Origin of the sequence: Parasynechococcus marenigrum WH 8102 (assembly GCF_000195975.1) — a bacterium.
GTDB classification, from domain to species: domain Bacteria; phylum Cyanobacteriota; class Cyanobacteriia; order PCC-6307; family Cyanobiaceae; genus Parasynechococcus; species Parasynechococcus marisnigri.
This window is the reverse complement of the sequence record NC_005070.1, coordinates 913,169-936,977: the sequence shown is the minus strand read 5'-3', so window position 1 is coordinate 936,977 and position 23,809 is coordinate 913,169. Positions and strand designations below refer to the sequence as shown.

The window sequence follows — 23,809 nt, the reverse complement described above, 5'->3', positions numbered from 1 at the left end:
CAGGGGTATCATTAAAATTAAGAATTGAAATCCCAACAGATTGAGTAAGACTATTTTTATCGGTCTTTACATTTCCGTCGTTGGTATTAGGGCCATCATCAGAAACAGTGAAGCCCAGAGTAAAAGTACCAACTATATTTGCAGCAGGTTGAAATTTAAGACCTTTTAGTTCGGTAAGAGTTAGTGAAGGATTGGATAAGTCAACTGTTGTTATAGCTACTGCTTCACCAGTGCCGGCACCGGCTCCTGTTGCTGTAAAGCTAGTACCGACATTGTTATTAGCAGCACCGATTTGAGTAAAATCAGTAGTACCCGAAGCTGAAATATAATACTTTGTACCACTAACAAAACTACCGGCAGCGACAGATGTACCGTTATCTTTATATATAGTGCCAGCAGAGGCACCACCGCCAGTGACAGGTAAAGAAGTAACTGTATAGGTGAGGGACTGAGAGGTTTCACCAGTAGAACGACCCTCACCACCAGTTGAGTACGAAAGTGTCGATGGAAGATTCATCGAGGAGACTGGACCATCTTCAAGTACTGTTAAAGTATTAAAGCTTGAACCATCATCACGAACAGGTGCATCATTAACCTCTGTAATTTGAAAAGAGTTGGTTGCAAGTATTCCGCCACCATTACTGTCATTAATAACATACATTAGGTCAACGGTGCCGACAAAATGCTCTATTGGAGTGAACGTCCATGTGTCACCAGATTGACTAAGTGTGCCGTTTGAGGCTGACAAACCATTAACAAACATTGGGTTGCCCTCCTCATCAACATAACCTGTCAGCAACTGAGCCTTTGTAATATCTAACGTATTATCCTCTTGAACAGCGCTAAATACAAAAGCAGGGCCAGTCTGGATTGGACCGTCGTTGACAAAAGACGTACCGATTGGAATCACCTCATTAATAGAGGAACCGGCGGAATCAGCTATATTAATAGTAAAGGAAGTAGTACCATTTGCACCAGAGAAAGATTCAAATTGAAGTTGCCTGAGCTGATCAATACTATAGGTGTCATTAAGGACTACTGGAGTACCATCGATCAACTGCAGTTGGCCAACTAAAGAAGAGGGTAAAGCTGTAATCTTGTAAGTAAGCGTTTGAATAGTGGAAGAATTGATAGATTCATCATCACCAAGACCAGGTAGATAGGAAAGCGCAGATAGACCCAAAGAAACACGAACATTGTTCTTTATAGACATCGGTGAAGCAGTCGCGATTGTGGCCAAGGCATTACCAGAAGTATCCTTTATGTTGGTGCCTTGGTAATCAAGGGTAAGGAGGGCTTGATAGTCGACAGCGGTGGCAAAGGTTAAGCTGATAGTTGAATCACCATCAGAATAAGCAGCACTGGTTGCATCAATAGAATATGAGTGAGCGGAGTAATTAACACCATCAGCAGACATTTTGACGTTAAAGGTAGAATTATTTAATGAAACAGATGTATCTAAAGGCTCTGAGAAGACTAGTTTGACAGACTTACCATCAGGAGCAAGTAAAGCACTGGTAAGAACCGGAACTGTAGTATCAGTCCCAGTAATATTAGAAATTGAACTTCCACTAAATGCAACTAGTTTATTTGCCGAGAAAGCAGTGTCCTTGAGCACATTATCAACAGAGACACCATCACCAGTTATCGAAGATGTAGCTACGAAGTTTGTCTCTAATGCATTGCCTGAACCACTACCGGCACCAGTTGCAATAAACACAGTACCAACATTATTGTTAGTAGCCCCAATACCCGTAAACGAAGTATCACCTGCTGTGTTAATAATGTATTCGCGACCCACAACAAAATTGCCAGCTGCGGTTTGGACAGCACCATGATTAGTCCAGTTCGTCGTTGTACCAAGACTTGTTATGCGAGTATAAGAGGGAAAATCAATGGTTACAACATCGGTAGCCGAAACAGCACTTGAAAGTGTAAGAGACAGAGTTGTATTTGATTTGGAATAATCAGCAGTACTACCATTAACAGTATAAGTTACCTCATTCCCGCCAACTTTAATGTCAAACATACTGGAGTTGACTACCGTAGAAGTATCTAGAGCCTCAGAGAAGTGGAGTAAAACAGATGAACCATTTACAGAAGCATGAGCAAGCGTTGGAGGTGACGTATCGGTTGAAGCCCCTTCAGGAATAATGATACCTGAAACATTACCAGCAATCCTGACAGGTATGTCATTAATCGATTGAACATCTAACGTGGCACTACCAGGGGTAAAAGAAGTACCATCAAAAACATCAAATGAAACAACTACTTGACCTGAATAGTTAACCACAGGTCGATAGAACCAGCCTGTATTAGCATCATTGCGTTTAAAGGTACCATTGTCAGCTACGACGTTATAAAGCGAAAGAGCTGAGCTCTCAACATCATAATACTTGCCAAGTATCTCAGAATCTAGAATTAAATAATTAGTAGAAGCTGTACCATTGCCAGTGCCAGTATTCGTGGCTTTAAACGTGGTACCAGCAGCATTAGCGGAAGCACCAATCGCAGTCCAATCAGTACTACCAACAGACTCAATGGTATAGTAATTACCAACAACAACTGAATCTGGATTAACAGTACCTTCCGCAGCAAGAGAAATTATTTGTGCTGTTGTTGGCGTACCATCAAAACCAAGGTCTTCGTAAATAACTGAATTGGTCGAGGCAAGGGATTCAAGAGTGAAGACACTAGAACGGTTTTGTATAGAGAAATTACTAAACGTGGCAAGATCGTAAGTTTGAGAAGAATCCTCTATAGTTGTTGAAGCGTAGCTAACGCGCACCTGATGTGAATACATCAGGGCATCATCTAGTTTCAATACAATAGAAGAAGCAGTGTTAATATAGTCTGAAGAATCGCCATCAACAGAATATGGAACAGTCACCCAGTTAGAACCGTCTGTTGAGGATTGGACAGTAAATGTAGATGAAGAAATAACGTCAGTTGAATCAAGGGCCTTGCTGGAGTTAAGTGTTAAAGTCTTACCATCAAGCCCAAGACTTCCACTTATAATTAAAGGACTATTAACACGTGTATTAGAAACGACCTGATTGCTAAATGCAGACAAAGCATTACCAGCATACGAGTTTGCACTAGAGGCGTCTACAATTGATGATCCAGAATATGAAACAGTTAAATTATTAGTATCAGAAATCGCTGAATCAAGTACAAGAGTTATAACAGAGTCGTTGGAGGAATAATCAGTAGTGTCTCTAGTAACAGTGTAAGAAAGTGTAGCATTATTGGAATCCTTAACAACAAATGTATTATTTTCAATAACAATAGAATTATCAAGAGACTCCGAGAAATATAAACTTATAGACTTAGAATCAGCTGAGGATAACGAAGCTGATAAAAGGGTAGGAGAGACACTATCAGAGGAATTGAAGCGTGCATCATCATTAACGGAAAGAACATTAAACGTAGTCGTAAACGTAGTAGACCCACCATTGCCATCTTCGACAACTGCAGAAATCTTAGCAACACCAGTAAATTCAGCAGGTGAAAAAGTAAAATTCGATAAGTTATTGGATGTATCATCCTGACGGAGAAGTGAACCATTGGGTATAGATGAGTTATTAGAGTTGTCTACAATAGTAAGGCTAGTAATTGAAGCATAATTTAGAGTGTCGGCATTAGGGTCAGAAATCCTGTTAAGTATATCAGCAGAAGTAAACTTTAAAATAGAATTTTCTAAAATATCAGAGAACTCTATATAGCCAGTAGGTGCAGCATTAGTATCATCAACAGTAAAGGTTGCTGATGCTGATACCTGGTTAGTGCCGTCTGTGACGACATATGATAAAGTGACACTCCCACTATCTGTGATTGAGTCTCCAGCTGAATTGGTAGAAGTTGAATTGTAAACCCACTTAGTATTCACACTGTCGTAAGTAATAGTACCCTTATTGGTCGATACAGAGTTTCCAACAATAGATAGATCGGAGGTTAAAGTACCACTCAGCTGTGTGGTCTCAGTATCAGTAATATTACCAAGTAAATCAGAAAGTGTAATGTCTTTATTCTGCCCTCTTGCAACAGACGACAAAGTAGCAGAGGATGACTGAACTGGTGCATCATTTACTGGTAAAACATTAAAGGTGGAAGTAAATGTTGTTGATAATGCACCACCACTATTGCCGTCATTAACGACAGCGGTGAGCTGAACCTCACCAAAGAAGTCGCCAGGTGAGAATGTCCATGTATCACTCACAGGACCAGTGAGTGTTGAAGAACCTAAGGCTACAGTTGCATTACTTGTAGCTGCAATAGAGAGAGAGGTGATGGAAGAAGTATTTAAGGTGTCATTATTAGGATCAGAGATAAGTGAAAGAATATCGGTAGAGGAAAGTGAAAGCGTTGAATTTTCTAGAATATCAGAAATTACGATTTGACCTGAAGGTGCTGCTTGGAAAGAAACAGAAGCCGCGAGATTAAAGTCGGAAGTATGATTACCGTCAGAATCAATCAGATTATGTGTGGTGGAACTAGAGTCTGCATTATATAAAAGCTGAACAGATTCTTCAACATTTTGTATATAGTCTGCCTGAGTGTTGATGGTAAATATCAATATATTATTATTAGAGCCATCCTTGGTCAAGCTAAATGTGCCAGCACCAGTACCATAAGATAAGGATTGTGAGCCAATTTTGAGAGTGAATAGACCACCAAGACTAGCAAAGTTAGTAATAGAGGAGATATTAGTAGAATTGGAAAGCGCATTTTCCGTCAATATCAGCTTAACTGAACTGTTAGTCGGAGTTGTAAGTGATTGAACAGATGGTGCTAAGAAGCTGTTAGCCGCAGTAAATGTAAAATCTGTTGTCTGGTTCCCGTCAGAATCAATTAAATTATGCGTTGTCGAGCTGGGATCAGCGTTATAGATAATCTGAACAACCTCTTGATCGTTTTGCAGATAATCAGCTTCTGTATTGATCGTAAAGACTAACTTGTTGTTATTGGATCCATCCTTACCGAGGCTAAATGTGCCTGCACCGCTAGCTCCATAACTCAACGTCTGGCTGCCTACTTTGACGGAGAATAGAGCACCAAGATTGGCAAAGTTAGTAATGTCTGAGAGATTGGCACTGTTGCTCAATGAGTTCTCAGACAGTACCATCGTCACGACATTCGAGCTGGTCGTCGTTGCACTGGAAACAGATGGTGCTAGGAAGCTATTAGTCGCAGTAAATGTAAAATCTGTTGTCTGATTAGCATCAGAATCAACTAGGTTATGTGTCGTCGAGCTGGGATCAGCGTTATAGATAATCTGAACAACCTCTTGATCGTTTTGCAGATAATCAGCTTCTGTATTGATCGTAAAGACTAACTTGTTGTTATTGGATCCATCCTTACCGAGGCTAAATGTGCCTGCACCGCTAGCTCCATAACTCAACGTCTGGCTGCCTACTTTGACAGAGAATAGAGCACCAAGATTGGCAAAGTTAGTAATGGCTGAGAGATTGGCACTGTTGCTCAATGCATTCTCAGACAGTACCATTGTCACGACATTCGAGCTGGTCGTCGTTGCACTGGAAACAGATGGTGCTAGGAAGCTATTAGTCGCAGTAAATGTAAAATCTGTTGTCTGATTAGCATCAGAATCAACTAGGTTATGTGTCGTCGAGCTGGGATCAGCGTTATAGATAATCTGAACAACCTCTTGATCGTTTTGCAGATAATCAGCTTCTGTATTGATCGTAAAGACTAACTTGTTGTTATTGGATCCATCCTTACCGAGGCTAAATGTGCCTGCACCGCTAGCTCCATAACTCAACGTCTGGCTGCCTACTTTTACAGAGAATAGAGCACCAAGATCGGCAAAATTAGTAATGGCTGAGAGATTGGCACTGTTGCTCAATGCATTCTCAGACAGTACCATTGTCACGACATTCGAGCTGGTCGTCGTTGCACTGGAAACAGATGGTGCTAAGAAGCTATTAGTCGCAGTAAATGTAAAATCTGTTGTCTGATTAGCATCAGAATCAACTAGGTTATGTGTCGTCGAGCTGGGATCAGCGTTATAGATAATCTGAACAACCTCTTGATCGTTTTGCAGATAATCAGCTTCTGTATTGATCGTAAAGACTAACTTGTTGTTATTGGATCCATCCTTACCGAGGCTAAATGTGCCTGCACCGCTAGCTCCATAAGTCAACGTCTGGCTGCCTACTTTGACAGAGAATAGAGCACCAAGATCGGCAAAATTAGTAATGGCTGAGAGATTGGCACTGTTGCTCAATGCATTCTCAGACAGTACCATTGTCACGACATTCGAGCTGGTCGTCGTTGCACTGGAAACAGATGGTGCTAAGAAGCTATTAGCCGCAGTAAATGCGAAATCTGTTGTCTGGTTCCCGTCAGAATCAACTAAATTATGTGTCGTCGAGCTGGGATCAGCGTTATAGATAATCTGAACAACCTCTTGATCGTTTTGCAGATAGTCAGCTTCTGTATTGATCGTAAAGACTAACTTGTTGTTATTGGATCCATCCTTACCGAGGCTAAATGTGCCTGCACCGCTAGCTGCATAACTCAACGTCTGGCTACCTACCTTGACAGAGAATAGAGCACCAAGATTGGCAAAATTAGTAATGGCTGAGAGATTGGCACTGTTACTCAATGCATTCTCAGACAGTACCATTGTCACGACATTCGAGCTGGTCGTCGTTGCACTGGAAACAGATGGTGCTAAGAAGCTATTAGCCGCAGTAAATGTGAAATCTGTTGTTTGGTTCCCGTCAGAATCAACTAAATTATGCGTCGTCGAGCTGGGATCAGCGTTATAGATAATTTCAACAATCTCTTGATCGTTTTGCAGATAATCAGCTTCTGTATTGATCGTAAAGACTAACTTGTTGTTATTGGATCCATCCTTACCGAGGCTAAATGTGCCTGCACCGCTAGCTCCATAACTCAACGTCTGGCTGCCTACTTTTACAGAGAATAGAGCACCAAGATTGGCAAAGTTAGTAATGTCTGAGAGATTGGCACTGTTGCTCAATGCATTCTCAGACAATACCATTGTCACGACATTCGAGCTGGTGGTCGTTGCACTGGAAACAGATGGTGCTAGGAAGCTATTAGTCGCAGTAAATGTAAAATCTGTTGTCTGGTTCGCATCAGAATCAACTAGGTTATGTGTCGTCGAGCTGGGATCAGCGTTATAGATAATCTGAACAACCTCTTGATCGTTTTGCAGATAATCAGCTTCTGTATTGATCGTAAAGACTAACTTGTTGTTATTGGATCCATCCTTACCGAGGCTAAATGTGCCTGCACCGCTAGCTCCATAACTCAACGTCTGGCTGCCTACTTTGACAGAGAATAGAGCACCAAGATTGGCAAAGTTAGTAATGGCTGAGAGATTGGCACTGTTGCTCAATGCATTCTCAGACAGTACCATCGTCACGACATTCGAGCTGGTGGTCGTTGCACTGGAAACAGATGGTGCTAGGAAGCTATTAGTCGCAGTAAATGTGAAATCTGTTGTTTGGTTCCCGTCAGAATCAACTAAATTATGCGTCGTCGAGCTGGGATCAGCGTTATAGATAATTTCAACAATCTCTTGATCGTTTTGCAGATAATCAGCTTCTGTATTGATCGTAAAGACTAACTTGTTGTTATTGGATCCATCCTTACCGAGGCTAAATGTGCCTGCACCGCTAGCTCCATAAGTCAACGTCTGGCTGCCTACTTTGACAGAGAATAGAGCACCAAGATTGGCGAAATTAGTAATGGCTGAGAGATTGGCACTGTTGCTCAATGAGTTCTCAGACAGCACCATCGTCACGACATTCGAGCTGGTGGTCGTTGCACTTGATACAGACGATGCTAAGAAGCTATTAGTCGCAGTAAATGTAAAATCTATTGTCTGGTTCCCGTCAGAATCAACTAGGTTATGTGTCGTAGAGCTGGAATCAGCATTATAGATAATCTGAACAACCTCTTGATCGTTTTGCAGATAATCAGCTTCTGTATTGATCGTAAAGACTAACTTGTTGTTATTGGATCCATCCTTCTCGAGGCTAAATGTGCCTGCACCGCTAGCTCCATAACTCAACGTCTGGCTGCCTACTTTGACAGAGAATAGAGCACCAAGATCGGCAAAGTTAGTAATGGCTGAGAGATTGGCACTGTTGCTCAATGAGTTCTCAGACAGTACCATTGTCACGACATTCGAACTGGTCGTCGTTGCACTGGAAACAAATGGTGCTAAGAAGCTATTAGCCGCAGTAAATGTAAAATCTGTTGTCTGGTTCCCGTCAGAATCAACTAGGTTATGTGTCGTCGAGCTGGGATCAGCGTTATAGATAATCTGAACAACCTCTTGATCGTTTTGCAGGTAGTCAGCTTCTGTATTGATCGTAAAGACTAACTTGTTGTTATTGGATCCATCCTTACCGAGGCTAAATGTGCCTGCACCGCTAGCTCCATAACTCAACGTCTGGCTGCCTACTTTGACAGAGAATAGAGCACCAAGATCGGCAAAATTAGTAATGGCTGAGAGATTGGCACTGTTGCTCAATGCATTCTCAGACAGTACCATTGTCACGACATTCGAGCTGGTCGTCGTTGCACTGGAAACAGATGGTGCTAAGAAGCTATTAGCCGCAGTAAATGTGAAATCTGTTGTCTGGTTCCCGTCAGAATCAACTAGGTTATGTGTCGTAGAGCTGGGATCAGCGTTATAGATAATCTGTACAACCTCTTGATCGTTTTGCAGGTAGTCAGCTTCTGTATTGATCGTAAAGACTAACTTGTTGTTATTGGATCCATCCTTACCGAGGCTAAATGTGCCTGCACCGCTAGCTCCATAACTCAACGTCTGGCTGCCTACTTTTACAGAGAATAGAGCACCAAGATCGGCAAAATTAGTAATGGCTGAGAGATTGGCACTGTTGCTCAATGCATTCTCAGACAGTACCATTGTCACGACATTCGAGCTGGTCGTCGTTGCACTGGAAACAGATGGTGCTAAGAAGCTATTAGCCGCAGTAAATGTGAAATCTGTTGTCTGGTTCGCATCAGAATCAACTAGGTTATGTGTCGTCGAGCTGGGATCAGCGTTATAGATAATCTGAACCACCTCTTGATCGTTTTGCAGGTAGTCAGCTTCTGTATTGATCGTAAAGACTAACTTGTTGTTATTGGATCCATCCTTACCGAGGCTAAATGTGCCTGCACCGCTAGCTCCATAACTCAACGTCTGGCTGCCTACTTTTACAGAGAATAGAGCACCAAGATCGGCAAAATTAGTAATGGCTGAGAGATTGGCACTGTTGCTCAATGCATTCTCAGACAGTACCATTGTCACGACATTCGAGCTGGTCGTCGTTGCACTGGAAACAGATGGTGCTAAGAAGCTATTAGCCGCAGTAAATGCGAAATCTGTTGTCTGGTTCCCGTCAGAATCAACTAAATTATGTGTCGTCGAGCTGGGATCAGCGTTATAGATAATCTGAACAACCTCTTGATCGTTTTGCAGATAGTCAGCTTCTGTATTGATCGTAAAGACTAACTTGTTGTTATTGGATCCATCCTTACCGAGGCTAAATGTGCCTGCACCGCTAGCTCCATAACTCAACGTCTGGCTACCTACCTTGACAGAGAATAGAGCACCAAGATTGGCAAAATTAGTAATGGCTGAGAGATTGGCACTGTTACTCAATGCATTCTCAGACAGTACCATTGTCACGACATTCGAGCTGGTCGTCGTTGCACTGGAAACAGATGGTGCTAAGAAGCTATTAGCCGCAGTAAATGTGAAATCTGTTGTTTGGTTCCCGTCAGAATCAACTAAATTATGCGTCGTCGAGCTGGGATCAGCGTTATAGATAATTTCAACAATCTCTTGATCGTTTTGCAGATAATCAGCTTCTGTATTGATCGTAAAGACTAACTTGTTGTTATTGGATCCATCCTTACCGAGGCTAAATGTGCCTGCACCGCTAGCTCCATAAGTCAACGTCTGGCTGCCTACTTTGACAGAGAATAGAGCACCAAGATTGGCGAAATTAGTAATGGCTGAGAGATTGGCACTGTTGCTCAATGCATTCTCAGACAGTACCATTGTCACGACATTCGAGCTGGTCGTCGTTGCACTGGAAACAGATGGTGCTAAGAAGCTATTAGCCGCAGTAAATGTGAAATCTGTTGTTTGGTTCCCGTCAGAATCAACTAAATTATGCGTCGTCGAGCTGGGATCAGCGTTATAGATAATTTCAACAACCTCTTGATCGTTTTGCAGATAATCAGCTTCTGTATTGATCGTAAAGACTAACTTGTTGTTATTGGATCCATCCTTCTCGAGGCTAAATGTGCCTGCACCGCTAGCTCCATAACTCAACGTCTGGCTGCCTACTTTGACAGAGAATAGAGCACCAAGATTGGCAAAGTCAGTAATGGCTGAGAGATTGGCACTGTTGCTCAATGCATTCTCAGACAGTACCATTGTCACGACATTCGAGCTGGTCGTCGTTGCACTGGAAACAGATGGTGCTAAGAAGCTATTAGCCGCAGTAAATGTAAAATCTGTTGTCTGGTTCCCGTCAGAATCAACTAGGTTATGTGTCGTCGAGCTGGGATCAGCGTTATAGATAATCTGAACAACCTCTTGATCGCTTTGCAGATAGTCAGCTTCTGTATTGATCGTAAAGACTAACTTGTTGTTATTGGATCCATCCTTACCGAGGCTAAATGTGCCTGCACCGCTAGCTCCATAACTCAACGTCTGGCTGCCTACTTTGACAGAGAATAGAGCACCAAGATCGGCAAAATTAGTAATGGCTGAGAGATTGGCACTGTTGCTCAATGCATTCTCAGACAGTACCATTGTCACGACATTCGAGCTGGTCGTCGTTGCACTGGAAACAGATGGTGCTAAGAAGCTATTAGCCGCAGTAAATGTGAAATCTGTTGTCTGGTTCCCGTCAGAATCAACTAGGTTATGTGTCGTAGAGCTGGGATCAGCGTTATAGATAATCTGTACAACCTCTTGATCGTTTTGCAGGTAGTCAGCTTCTGTATTGATCGTAAAGACTAACTTGTTGTTATTGGATCCATCCTTACCGAGGCTAAATGTGCCTGCACCGCTAGCTCCATAACTCAACGTCTGGCTGCCTACTTTTACAGAGAATAGAGCACCAAGATCGGCAAAATTAGTAATGGCTGAGAGATTGGCACTGTTGCTCAATGCATTCTCAGACAGTACCATTGTCACGACATTCGAGCTGGTCGTCGTTGCACTGGAAACAGATGGTGCAACAAATTGATTGGTAACTAGTTGCGTGAAACCAGAAGCAAAATTGCCGTCCAAATCCTTTAAATGATGAGTATTAGCCCCTGTTGGATTATAAACAAGTTGTACCAATTCATGTACATTTTGAATATAATCAGACTCGGTATTTACAATAAATGTAAGTGTTGTGCTGTTGACTTTGTCCATAGAGAATGTGCCGGATCCAGTTCCATAGGCAAGAGTCTGATTGCCAATTTGTAATGAAAAGAATGGACCGATACTGGAAAAGTCCGAGATAGACTGAAGGGCAGTGACATTACTTTTAATAGCCTCCGACATTACAAGATTGATAGAGCTAGCACTATTTGTTGACGATGAGCTGTTGGTAGGAGGAACAACAGTAGTGTCAACGAGGTTAATCGTAATTGTATTAGTGGTTTGGTTAGTTCCATCATTAACAGTATATGTAAACACATCAGTGGTGCCAGTTCCTACAATGTCCGATCCACCATGCACATAGAAAGCTGTTCCATCAGCCTTGAGATAAAGATCACCTTGAGTGGAAGTAACCTTAGAGAACCCAATATATTGGCCGGTTGTCTCTGCAGAAGGCAGAACAACTGTCGAACCAGAGCCAACCTTTATATTCGTGACACTAAAAGTAGAAGAATTGTCAGAAAAAATACTTAAAAGCTGAAGATTCGAAGATGTTGAACCTTCATTAACACTTTCAGTAATGGTATCAGATTTAGACGGGGCTGTAGTATCTTGTGCATTAATTGTCAACTTAATTGGAATTGACTCATTCCCCTGGAGATCGGTTGCCGTATAAATAAAAACATCAGTATCAGTGGCCCTTGTACCCGTGTGTATATAGGCAGCGACACCATTCGACTTAATGTAGAGAGTACCAAATGTGCCAACAACTTTTTTATACCCAGCAGCACCGGAATAAGTCCCATGGTCAGAATTTGTAAGTGAAGTAAATGAAACCCCGTCAACTGCTCCAATACCAGTAACACCAACATTATCAGTATCATTGGTAATTAATATCGGTTGATTACCCGAAGTACCATCGAAGACAACAGAACCTCCAACTTCAACTGAAGAAGTATCAGCGACAGCTACAGGAATGGTACTGTCAACGGTAGATGAATTATTGATGGAATAAGTAAAATCTAAAATATCGGAAGCATCTGTATGGCGGTCCTCAAGCTGAACGCTATTGACAGTATCCTTCGTGTAGGCAACAAAAACCTCAGCTCCATCCTTAATAGCATTGGTAAGTGTTAAAGTAACTTCTTGATTACTTCCTCCAAGTGCTATACCTGTAACAGTATTTGTTGAGCCGTCAACAGTAACAGCAAATTGATTTCTGGTATTTGCATCATTGGTAATGTCTGCCAGCGCCTCAGTAAACTTCAGGACGATTGTTGCTCCATTGGTCGCAACCGCTGTAGTACTAGAGCGAAGATCAACGGTCCCAGCTGTTAAATCCTTGGTTGAATTATTGGTAATAGAAGTCGCACTAAAGTTGTCGATATCAGTTGCATCTGTATGGCGGTCCTCAAGCTGAACACTATTGCCAGTATCCTTCGTGTAGGCAACAGTGACTTCATCGCCGTCCTCTACCGTATTCGTCAGCGTCAACGTCACTTCCTTATTACTTCCACCAAGTGCTATTCCGGTTACAGCATTTGCTGCTCCGTTAGTCAGTACTGCAAACTGATTTCTGGTATTTGCATCGTTGGTAATGTCTGCTAACGCTTCGTTAAACTTCAGTACGATTGTTGCTCCATTGGTCGCAACTGCTGTAGTACTAGAACCAAAGTCAACATAACCAGCTGTTGTATCCTTTGTTGAATTGTTTGTAATTGAAGTCGCATTCCAATTAGCAATATTCGTCGCGTCTGCGTGTCGATCCTTCAACGCATTAGCACCATTTGCCGTATAAGCAACCGTCACCTCATCTTCATCTTCAACGACATTCGTCAAAGTCAAGGTGACTTGCTTATTACTTCCTCCTAGCGATACACCAGTAACAGCATTAGCAGCTCCATTCGTTAAAACGGCAAATTGTGCACGCACATCCGCTCCATCACTGATGTCAGCCAATTCCTCAGGGAATGTCAGTACTAATGTGGCACCATTCGTAGCAACTGCTGTTGTAGATGCTCCGAAATCAATAACCGCACCAGTAATATCCTTGGTCGAATTATTGGTAACAGAAGTCGCACTAAAGTTGTCGATATCAGTCGCATCTGTATGGCGGTCCTCAAGCTGAACACTATTGCCAGTATCCTTCGTGTAGGCAACAGTGACTTCATCGCCGTCCTCTACCGTATTCGTTAGCGTCAATGTCACTTCCTTATTACTTCCGCCAAGTGCTATTCCGGTTACAGCATTTGCTGCTCCATTAGTCAGTACTGCAAACTGATTTCTGGTATTTGCGTCATTGGTAATGTCTGCCAGCGCCTCAGTAAACTTCAGTACGATTGTTGCTCCATTGGTCGCAACCGCTGTAGTACTAGAACCAAAGTCAACGGTCCCAGCTGTTAAATCCTTGGTTGAATTATTGGTAATAGAAGTCGCACTAAAGTTGTCGATATCAGTTGCATCTGTATGGCGGTCCTCAAGCTGAACACTATTGCCAGTATCCTTCGTGTAGGCAACAGTGACTTCATCGCCGTCCTCTACCGTATTCGTCAGCGTCAACGTCACTTCCTTATTACTTCCACCAAGTGCTATTCCGGTTACAGCATTTGCTGCTCCGTTAGTCAGTACTGCAAACTGATTTCTGGTATTTGCATCGTTGGTAATGTCTGCTAACGCTTCGTTAAACTTCAGTACGATTGTTGCTCCATTGGTCGCAACTGCTGTAGTACTAGAACCAAAGTCAACATAACCAGCTGTTGTATCCTTTGTTGAATTGTTTGTAATTGAAGTCGCATTCCAATTAGCAATATTCGTCGCGTCTGCGTGTCGATCCTTCAACGCATTAGCACCATTTGCCGTATAAGCAACCGTCACCTCATCTTCATCTTCAACGACATTCGTCAAAGTCAAGGTGACTTGCTTATTACTTCCTCCTAGCGATACACCAGTAACAGCATTAGCAGCTCCATTCGTTAAAACGGCAAATTGTGCACGCACATCCGCTCCATCACTGATGTCAGCCAATTCCTCAGGGAATGTCAGTACTAATGTGGCACCATTCGTAGCAACTGCTGTTGTAGATGCTCCGAAATCAATAACCGCACCAGTAATATCCTTGGTCGAATTATTGGTAACAGAAGTCGCACTAAAGTTGTCGATATCAGTCGCATCTGTATGGCGGTCCTCAAGCTGAACACTATTGCCAGTATCCTTCGTGTAGGCAACAGTGACTTCATCGCCGTCCTCTACCGTATTCGTTAGCGTCAATGTCACTTCCTTATTACTTCCGCCAAGTGCTATTCCGGTTACAGCATTTGCTGCTCCATTAGTCAGTACTGCAAACTGATTTCTGGTATTTGCATCATTGGTAATGTCTGCCAGCGCCTCAGTAAACTTCAGTACGATTGTTGCTCCATTGGTCGCAACCGCTGTAGTACTAGAACCAAAGTCAACGGTCCCAGCTGTTAAATCCTTGGTTGAATTATTGGTAATAGAAGTCGCACTAAAGTTGTCGATATCAGTTGCATCTGTATGGCGGTCCTCAAGCTGAACACTATTGCCAGTATCCTTCGTGTAGGCAACAGTGACTTCATCGCCGTCCTCTACCGTATTCGTCAGCGTCAACGTCACTTCCTTATTACTTCCACCAAGTGCTATTCCGGTTACAGCATTTGCTGCTCCGTTAGTCAGTACTGCAAACTGATTTCTGGTATTTGCATCGTTGGTAATGTCTGCTAACGCTTCGTTAAACTTCAGTACGATTGTTGCTCCATTGGTCGCAACTGCTGTAGTACTAGAACCAAAGTCAACATAACCAGCTGTTGTATCCTTTGTTGAATTGTTTGTAATTGAAGTCGCATTCCAATTAGCAATATTCGTCGCGTCTGCGTGTCGATCCTTCAACGCATTAGCACCATTTGCCGTATAAGCAACCGTCACCTCATCTTCATCTTCAACGACATTCGTCAAAGTCAAGGTGACTTGCTTATTACTTCCTCCTAGCGATACACCAGTAACAGCATTAGCAGCTCCATTCGTTAAAACGGCAAATTGTGCACGCACATCCGCTCCATCACTGATGTCAGCCAATTCCTCAGGGAATGTCAGTACTAATGTGGCACCATTCGTAGCAACTGCTGTTGTAGATGCTCCGAAATCAATAACCGCACCAGTAATATCCTTGGTCGAATTGTTGGTAACAGAAGTCGCACTAAAGTTGTCGATATCAGTCGCATCTGTATGGCGGTCCTCAAGCTGAACACTATTGCCAGTATCCTTCGTGTAGGCAACAGTGACTTCATCGCCGTCCTCTACCGTATTCGTTAGCGTCAATGTCACTTCCTTATTACTTCCGCCAAGTGCTATTCCGGTTACAGCATTTGCTGCTCCATTAGTCAGTACTGCAAACTGATTTCTGGTATTTGCATCATTGGTAATGTCTGCCAGCGCCTCAGTAAACTTCAGTACGATTGTTGCTCCATTGGTCGCAACCGCTGTAGTACTAGAACCAAAGTCAACGGTTCCAGCTGTTAAATCCTTGGTTGAATTATTGGTAATAGAAGTCGCACTAAAGTTGTCGATATCAGTTGCATCTGTATGGCGGTCCTCAAGCTGAACACTATTGCCAGTATCCTTCGTGTAGGCAACAGTGACTTCATCGCCGTCCTCTACCGTATTCGTCAGCGTCAACGTCACTTCCTTATTACTTCCACCAAGTGCTATTCCGGTTACAGCATTTGCTGCTCCGTTAGTCAGTACTGCAAACTGATTTCTGGTATTTGCATCGTTGGTAATGTCTGCTAACGCTTCGTTAAACTTCAGTACGATTGTTGCTCCATTGGTCGCAACTGCTGTAGTACTAGAACCAAAGTCAACATAACCAGCTGTTGTATCCTTTGTTGAATTGTTTGTAATTGAAGTCGCATTCCAATTAGCAATATTCGTCGCGTCTGCGTGTCGATCCTTCAACGCATTAGCACCATTTGCCGTATAAGCAACCGTCACCTCATCTTCATCTTCAACGACATTCGTCAAAGTCAAGGTGACTTGCTTATTACTTCCTCCTAGCGATACACCAGTAACAGCATTAGCAGCTCCATTCGTTAAAACGGCAAATTGTGCACGCACATCCGCTCCATCACTGATGTCAGCCAATTCCTCAGGGAATGTCAGTACTAATGTGGCACCATTCGTAGCAACTGCTGTTGTAGATGCTCCGAAATCAATAACCGCACCAGTAATATCCTTGGTCGAATTATTGGTAACAGAAGTCGCACTAAAGTTGTCGATATCAGTCGCATCTGTATGGCGGTCCTCAAGCTGAACACTATTGCCAGTATCCTTCGTGTAGGCAACAGTGACTTCATCGCCGTCCTCTACCGTATTCGTTAGCGTCAATGTCACTTCCTTATTACTTCCGCCAAGTGCTATTCCGGTTACAGCATTTGCTGCTCCATTAGTCAGTACTGCAAACTGATTTCTGGTATTTGCATCATTGGTAATGTCTGCCAGCGCCTCAGTAAACTTCAGTACGATTGTTGCTCCATTGGTCGCAACCGCTGTAGTACTAGAACCAAAGTCAACGGTCCCAGCTGTTAAATCCTTGGTTGAATTATTGGTAATAGAAGTCGCACTAAAGTTGTCGATATCAGTTGCATCTGTATGGCGGTCCTCAAGCTGAACACTATTGCCAGTATCCTTCGTGTAGGCAACAGTGACTTCATCGCCGTCCTCTACCGTATTCGTCAGCGTCAACGTCACTTCCTTATTACTTCCACCAAGTGCTATTCCGGTTACAGCATTTGCTGCTCCGTTAGTCAGTACTGCAAACTGATTTCTGGTATTTGCATCGTTGGTAATGTCTGCTAACGCTTCGTTAAACTTCAGTACGATTGTTGCTCCATTGGTCGCAACTGCTGTAGTACTAGAACCAAAGTCAACATAACCAGCTGTTGTATCCTTTGTTGAATTGTTGGTGATAGCAGTACTTAGAAAATCGCTCACTTGTGCTGAGCCAGCTGTTCGGCCAGCCAGTTCTACATTATTAACAGAATCCTTGGTATATGAAAGAGTAACCTCGTCATTATCCTCAATAACTTGAGTTAGTGTAAGAGTAATCTCAGTATTACTGCCACCCAACGAAATACCTGTAACTGTGTTAGCAACGCCATTGGTGGTAACAGAAAATTGATTACGAGTATTTGCATCGTTAGTCACATCTGCAAGCTGCCCAGCAAACTTTAATACCAACAAATTACCAGCAGAGGCTACAGCTGTAGAAGTTGATCCAAATAGAGGATTTGGGGCTGATAGTGTCTGCGTTGAGTTATTAGTGATAGCAGTCGCACTAAAGTTGTCGATATCAGTTGCATCTGTGTGGCGGTCCTCAAGCTGAACACTATTGCCAGTATCCTTCGTGTAGGCAACAGTGACTTCATCGCCGTCCTCAACAGCAGTCGCCAAAGTCAACGTAATCGCCGTATTAGAATCGCCAAGGGAAATTGAAGTAACGTTATTAGTAGCGCCATTAACAAGAACAGCAAACTGACTTCTGGTATTGGCATTATTGGTAATGTCAGCCAACGCTTCATTAAACTTCAGTACAATTGTTGCTCCATTGGTCGCAACAGCTGTAGTACTAGAACCAAAGTCAACGGTTCCAGCTGTTAAATCCTTGGTTGAATTATTGGTTATGCTAATAGCATTAAAATTAGCAATATTCGTCGCGTCTGCGTGTCGATCCTTCAACGCATTAGCACCATTTGCCGTATAAGCAACCGTCACCTCATCTTCATCTTCAACGACATTCGTCAAAGTCAAGGTGACTTGCTTATTACTTCCTCCTAGCGATACACCAGTAACAGCATTAGCAGCTCCATTCGTTAAAACGGCAAATTGTGCACGCACATCCGCTCCATCACTGATGTCAGCCAATTCCTCAGGGAATGTCAGTACTAATGTGGCACCATCGGTAGCTACTGCGGTAGTTGCAGCCGCCCAATCGACGACGGCACCAGTAATATCCTTGGTCGAATTATTGGTAACAGCAGTTGCACTAAAGTTGTCGATATCAGTCGCATCTGTATGGCGGTCCTCAAGCTGAACGCTATTGACAGTATCCTTCGTGTAGGCAACAGTGACTTCATCGCCGTCCTCTACCGTATTCGTTAACGTCAACGTCACTTCCTTATTACTTCCGCCAAGTGCTATTCCGGTTACAGCATTTGCTGTTCCATTAGTCAGTACTGCAAACTGATTTCTGGTATTTGCATCATTGGTAATGTCTGCCAGTGCCTCAGTAAACTTCAGTACAATTGTTGCTCCATTGGTCGCAACCGCTGTAGTACTAGAACCAAAGTCAACGGTTCCAGCTGTTAAATCCTTGGTTGAATTGTTGGTAACAGAAGTCGCACTAAAGTTGTCGATATCAGTCGCATCTGTATGGCGGTCCTCAAGCTGAACACTATTGCCAGTATCCTTCGTGTAGGCAACAGTGACTTCATCGCCGTCCTCTACCGTATTCGTCAGCGTCAACGTCACTTCCTTATTACTTCCACCAAGTGCTATTCCGGTTACAGCATTTGCTGCTCCGTTAGTCAGTACTGCAAACTGATTTCTGGTATTTGCATCGTTGGTAATGTCTGCTAACGCTTCGTTAAACTTCAGTACGATTGTTGCTCCATTGGTCGCAACTGCTGTAGTACTAGAACCAAAGTCAACATAACCAGCTGTTGTATCCTTTGTTGAATTGTTTGTAATTGAAGTCGCATTCCAATTAGCAATATTCGTCGCGTCTGCGTGTCGATCCTTCAACGCATTAGCACCATTTGCCGTATAAGCAACCGTCACCTCATCTTCATCTTCAACGACATTCGTCAAAGTCAAGGTGACTTGCTTATTACTTCCTCCTAGCGATACACCAGTAACAGCATTAGCAGCTCCATTCGTTAAAACGGCAAATTGTGCACGCACATCCGCTCCATCACTGATGTCAGCCAATTCCTCAGGGAATGTCAGTACTAATGTGGCACCATTCGTAGCAACTGCTGTTGTAGATGCTCCGAAATCAATAACCGCACCAGTAATATCCTTGGTCGAATTATTGGTAACAGAAGTCGCACTAAAGTTGTCGATATCAGTCGCATCTGTATGGCGGTCCTCAAGCTGAACACTATTGCCAGTATCCTTCGTGTAGGCAACAGTGACTTCATCGCCGTCCTCTACCGTATTCGTTAGCGTCAATGTCACTTCCTTATTACTTCCGCCAAGTGCTATTCCGGTTACAGCATTTGCTGCTCCATTAGTCAGTACTGCAAACTGATTTCTGGTATTTGCATCATTGGTAATGTCTGCCAGCGCCTCAGTAAACTTCAGTACGATTGTTGCTCCATTGGTCGCAACCGCTGTAGTACTAGAACCAAAGTCAACGGTCCCAGCTGTTAAATCCTTGGTTGAATTATTGGTAATAGAAGTCGCACTAAAGTTGTCGATATCAGTTGCATCTGTATGGCGGTCCTCAAGCTGAACACTATTGCCAGTATCCTTCGTGTAGGCAACAGTGACTTCATCGCCGTCCTCTACCGTATTCGTCAGCGTCAACGTCACTTCCTTATTACTTCCACCAAGTGCTATTCCGGTTACAGCATTTGCTGCTCCGTTAGTCAGTACTGCAAACTGATTTCTGGTATTTGCATCGTTGGTAATGTCTGCTAACGCTTCGTTAAACTTCAGTACGATTGTTGCTCCATTGGTCGCAACTGCTGTAGTACTAGAACCAAAGTCAACATAACCAGCTGTTGTATCCTTTGTTGAATTGTTTGTAATTGAAGTCGCATTCCAATTAGCAATATTCGTCGCGTCTGCGTGTCGATCCTTCAACGCATTAGCACCATTTGCCGTATAAGCAACCGTCACCTCATCTTCATCTTCAACGACATTCGTCAAAGTCAAGGTGACTTGCTTATTACTTCCTCCTAGCGATACACCAGTAACAGCATTAGCAGCTCCATTCGTTAAAACGGCAAATTGTGCACGCACATCCGCTCCATCACTGATGTCAGCCAATTCCTCAGGGAATGTCAGTACTAATGTGGCACCATTCGTAGCAACTGCTGTTGTAGATGCTCCGAAATCAATAACCGCACCAGTAATATCCTTGGTCGAATTGTTGGTAACAGAAGTCGCACTAAAGTTGTCGATATCAGTCGCATCTGTATGGCGGTCCTCAAGCTGAACACTATTGCCAGTATCCTTCGTGTAGGCAACAGTGACTTCATCGCCGTCCTCTACCGTATTCGTTAGCGTCAATGTCACTTCCTTATTACTTCCGCCAAGTGCTATTCCAGTTACAGCATTTGCTGCTCCATTAGTCAGTACTGCAAACTGATTTCTGGTATTTGCATCATTGGTAATGTCTGCCAGCGCCTCAGTAAACTTCAGTACAATTGTTGCTCCATTGGTCGCAACCGCTGTAGTACTAGAACCAAAGTCAACGGTTCCAGCTGTTAAATCCTTGGTTGAATTATTGGTAATAGAAGTCGCACTAAAGTTGTCGATATCAGTTGCATCTGTATGGCGGTCCTCAAGCTGAACACTATTGCCAGTATCCTTCGTGTAGGCAACAGTGACTTCATCGCCGTCCTCTACCGTATTCGTCAGCGTCAACGTCACTTCCTTATTACTTCCACCAAGTGCTATTCCGGTTACAGCATTTGCTGCTCCGTTAGTCAGTACTGCAAACTGATTTCTGGTATTTGCATCGTTGGTAATGTCTGCTAACGCTTCGTTAAACTTCAGTACGATTGTTGCTCCATTGGTCGCAACTGCTGTAGTACTAGAACCAAAGTCAACATAACCAGCTGTTGTATCCTTTGTTGAATTGTTTGTAATTGAAGTCGCATTCCAATTAGCAATATTCGTCGCGTCTGCGTGTCGATCCTTCAACGCATTAGCACCATTTGCCGTATAAGCAACCGTCACCTCATCTTCATCTTCAACGACATTCGTCAAAGTCAAGGTGACTTGCTTATTACTTCCTCCTAGCGATACACCAGTAACAGCATTAGCAGCTCCATTCGTTAAAACGGCAAATTGTGCACGCACATCCGCTCCATCACTGATGTCAGCCAATTCCTCAGGGAATGTCAGTACTAATGTGGCACCATTCGTAGCAACTGCTGTTGTAGATGCTCCGAAATCAATAACCGCACCAGTAATATCCTTGGTCGAATTATTGGTAACAGAAGTCGCACTAAAGTTGTCGATATCAGTCGCATCTGTATGGCGGTCCTCAAGCTGAACACTATTGCCAGTATCCTTCGTGTAGGCAACAGTGACTTCATCGCCGTCCTCTACCGTATTCGTTAGCGTCAATGTCACTTCCTTATTACTTCCGCCAAGTGCTATTCCGGTTACAGCATTTGCTGCTCCATTAGTCAGTACTGCAAACTGATTTCTGGTATTTGCATCATTGGTAATGTCTGCCAGCGCCTCAGTAAACTTCAGTACGATTGTTGCTCCATTGGTCGCAACCGCTGTAGTACTAGAACCAAAGTCAACGGTCCCAGCTGTTAAATCCTTGGTTGAATTATTGGTAATAGAAGTCGCACTAAAGTTGTCGATATCAGTTGCATCTGTATGGCGGTCCTCAAGCTGAACACTATTGCCAGTATCCTTCGTGTAGGCAACAGTGACTTCATCGCCGTCCTCTACCGTATTCGTCAGCGTCAACGTCACTTCCTTATTACTTCCACCAAGTGCTATTCCGGTTACAGCATTTGCTGCTCCGTTAGTCAGTACTGCAAACTGATTTCTGGTATTTGCATCGTTGGTAATGTCTGCTAACGCTTCGTTAAACTTCAGTACGATTGTTGCTCCATTGGTCGCAACTGCTGTAGTACTAGAACCAAAGTCAACATAACCAGCTGTTATATCCTTTGTTGAATTGTTGTCAATCGGCAAGTCAGAAAATGCTGGGACAGTATCTGAACCAGGATTTGAGCTATCAACTAAATTAAATGTTGATGTACCAGAAGGAGAGTATGAAATCGTAACGTAGTCATTTTGTTCGATGACTGGGGAAATACCAGTCAAAAGAAGTGACCCACTACTAAACGAAGCCCCGGTTGGAGATATCGAGGCTCCGCCATTTACAAAAACACTAAATTGCGAAGCAACATTCGCTCCACTAACACTATGGTCTGAAATTACATCTCTAAATGAATATCCAGACTCTGGGGCAAGGATAATGCTTGAACCAGCACTTTGCACTTCCGAGGAAGAGCTAAGTGTGTCAACACCAAAGTTAGCAAATTCAGCATAATAAAAATGACCATTAAGAGACAATATCTGACGTTTGACATTATCAATACGAGATGAGGATGTAGGATTTCCGCCTAATAACGATGTTGCAAAGATATCACCTTCATCACCTTTGCTATCGGCGCCATGAGATTCATCTAGCCAGTGACCAATTTCCTCAATCAAAACCCTGTCTAGCAAAGTATTAGCATTGCGAAGACTGGAATCGACCAAAATCCTATCTTGACCACTTAGGTAAGCTCCTTTTATTTCAGCTTTTCCAAAGTCAACCAATTCAATAGATGGTGCACTTGTACCATTAATTAATTGATAGGCTCTATCTAATACATATGAATGTTTTGAAGCTGAATATGCATGATTTAAAGATTCCTGAAAGCGGCCGCTATCAAATGAGCTTGAAATTATATTAATAGCTCTACTTAATAGTTCAGTGCTCGCCGACTGAGAAGGAGATTGTGTAACATTTACTACTAGATTTTCTGCGGTGAATAACCTGAGGTTTACAGAAGTATCAATTAAATTCTCTTGCTGAAACAAATAAATCTGTTTAGACAAGTCTTCGACTGATAACACGTCTGAACCAAGGCATGCATTATGAAAATCATCCCTGCAACCTATTATGGATATATTGCTGTAGTCGGCAGCATTATCACCAATTAGAAATTCTCTGATTTGATTTGCACCGCTGGTGTTCGGATTGAGAACTAAGATATCAGTTTCAGGTGGCAAGTTTCGACTGTAATCTTCCAAATCAATTGAGCGCTGATCGACAACTATCAGACTTTTCTCAAAATCTCTTGTGAATTCGTTCGTTGTATTATTGTTTACGCCAAAATTTTCAAGGGCTATTGATTTGCCACCACGGATCTGCAGCCAGTTTTCAACCGGCAGCTGGCTCTGCTCGTTCAGCCAAGCCTCGTGAGCCGCCACACGCTGCAGACTCCTGTCGAGCTCCAAACCACTGCCGACATCCGATTCCCCCGGCCTCGGATGGAGACCGTCACCACCGTTGAGGTCACCGCCATCAGAGCTATTGGGGTCGAAACCGCCCTGCCCACCTCCGTTCTGGCGCTTCAGGAGATCATCCAT

Annotated in this window: 1 protein-coding gene (only partly in view); it reads right to left on the bottom strand. The window is 43.1% G+C overall.

Annotation, left to right across the window (positions count from 1 at the left end; genetic code table 11):
- Positions 1-23,809 carry the 5' portion of a SwmB domain-containing protein gene (locus tag TX72_RS13810; protein WP_158305720.1) on the bottom strand. Its footprint begins 8,537 nt before the window's first position, so 23,809 of the gene's 32,346 nt are visible here — the first part of the coding sequence; the start codon lies at positions 23,807-23,809; its stop codon lies beyond the left edge, outside the window.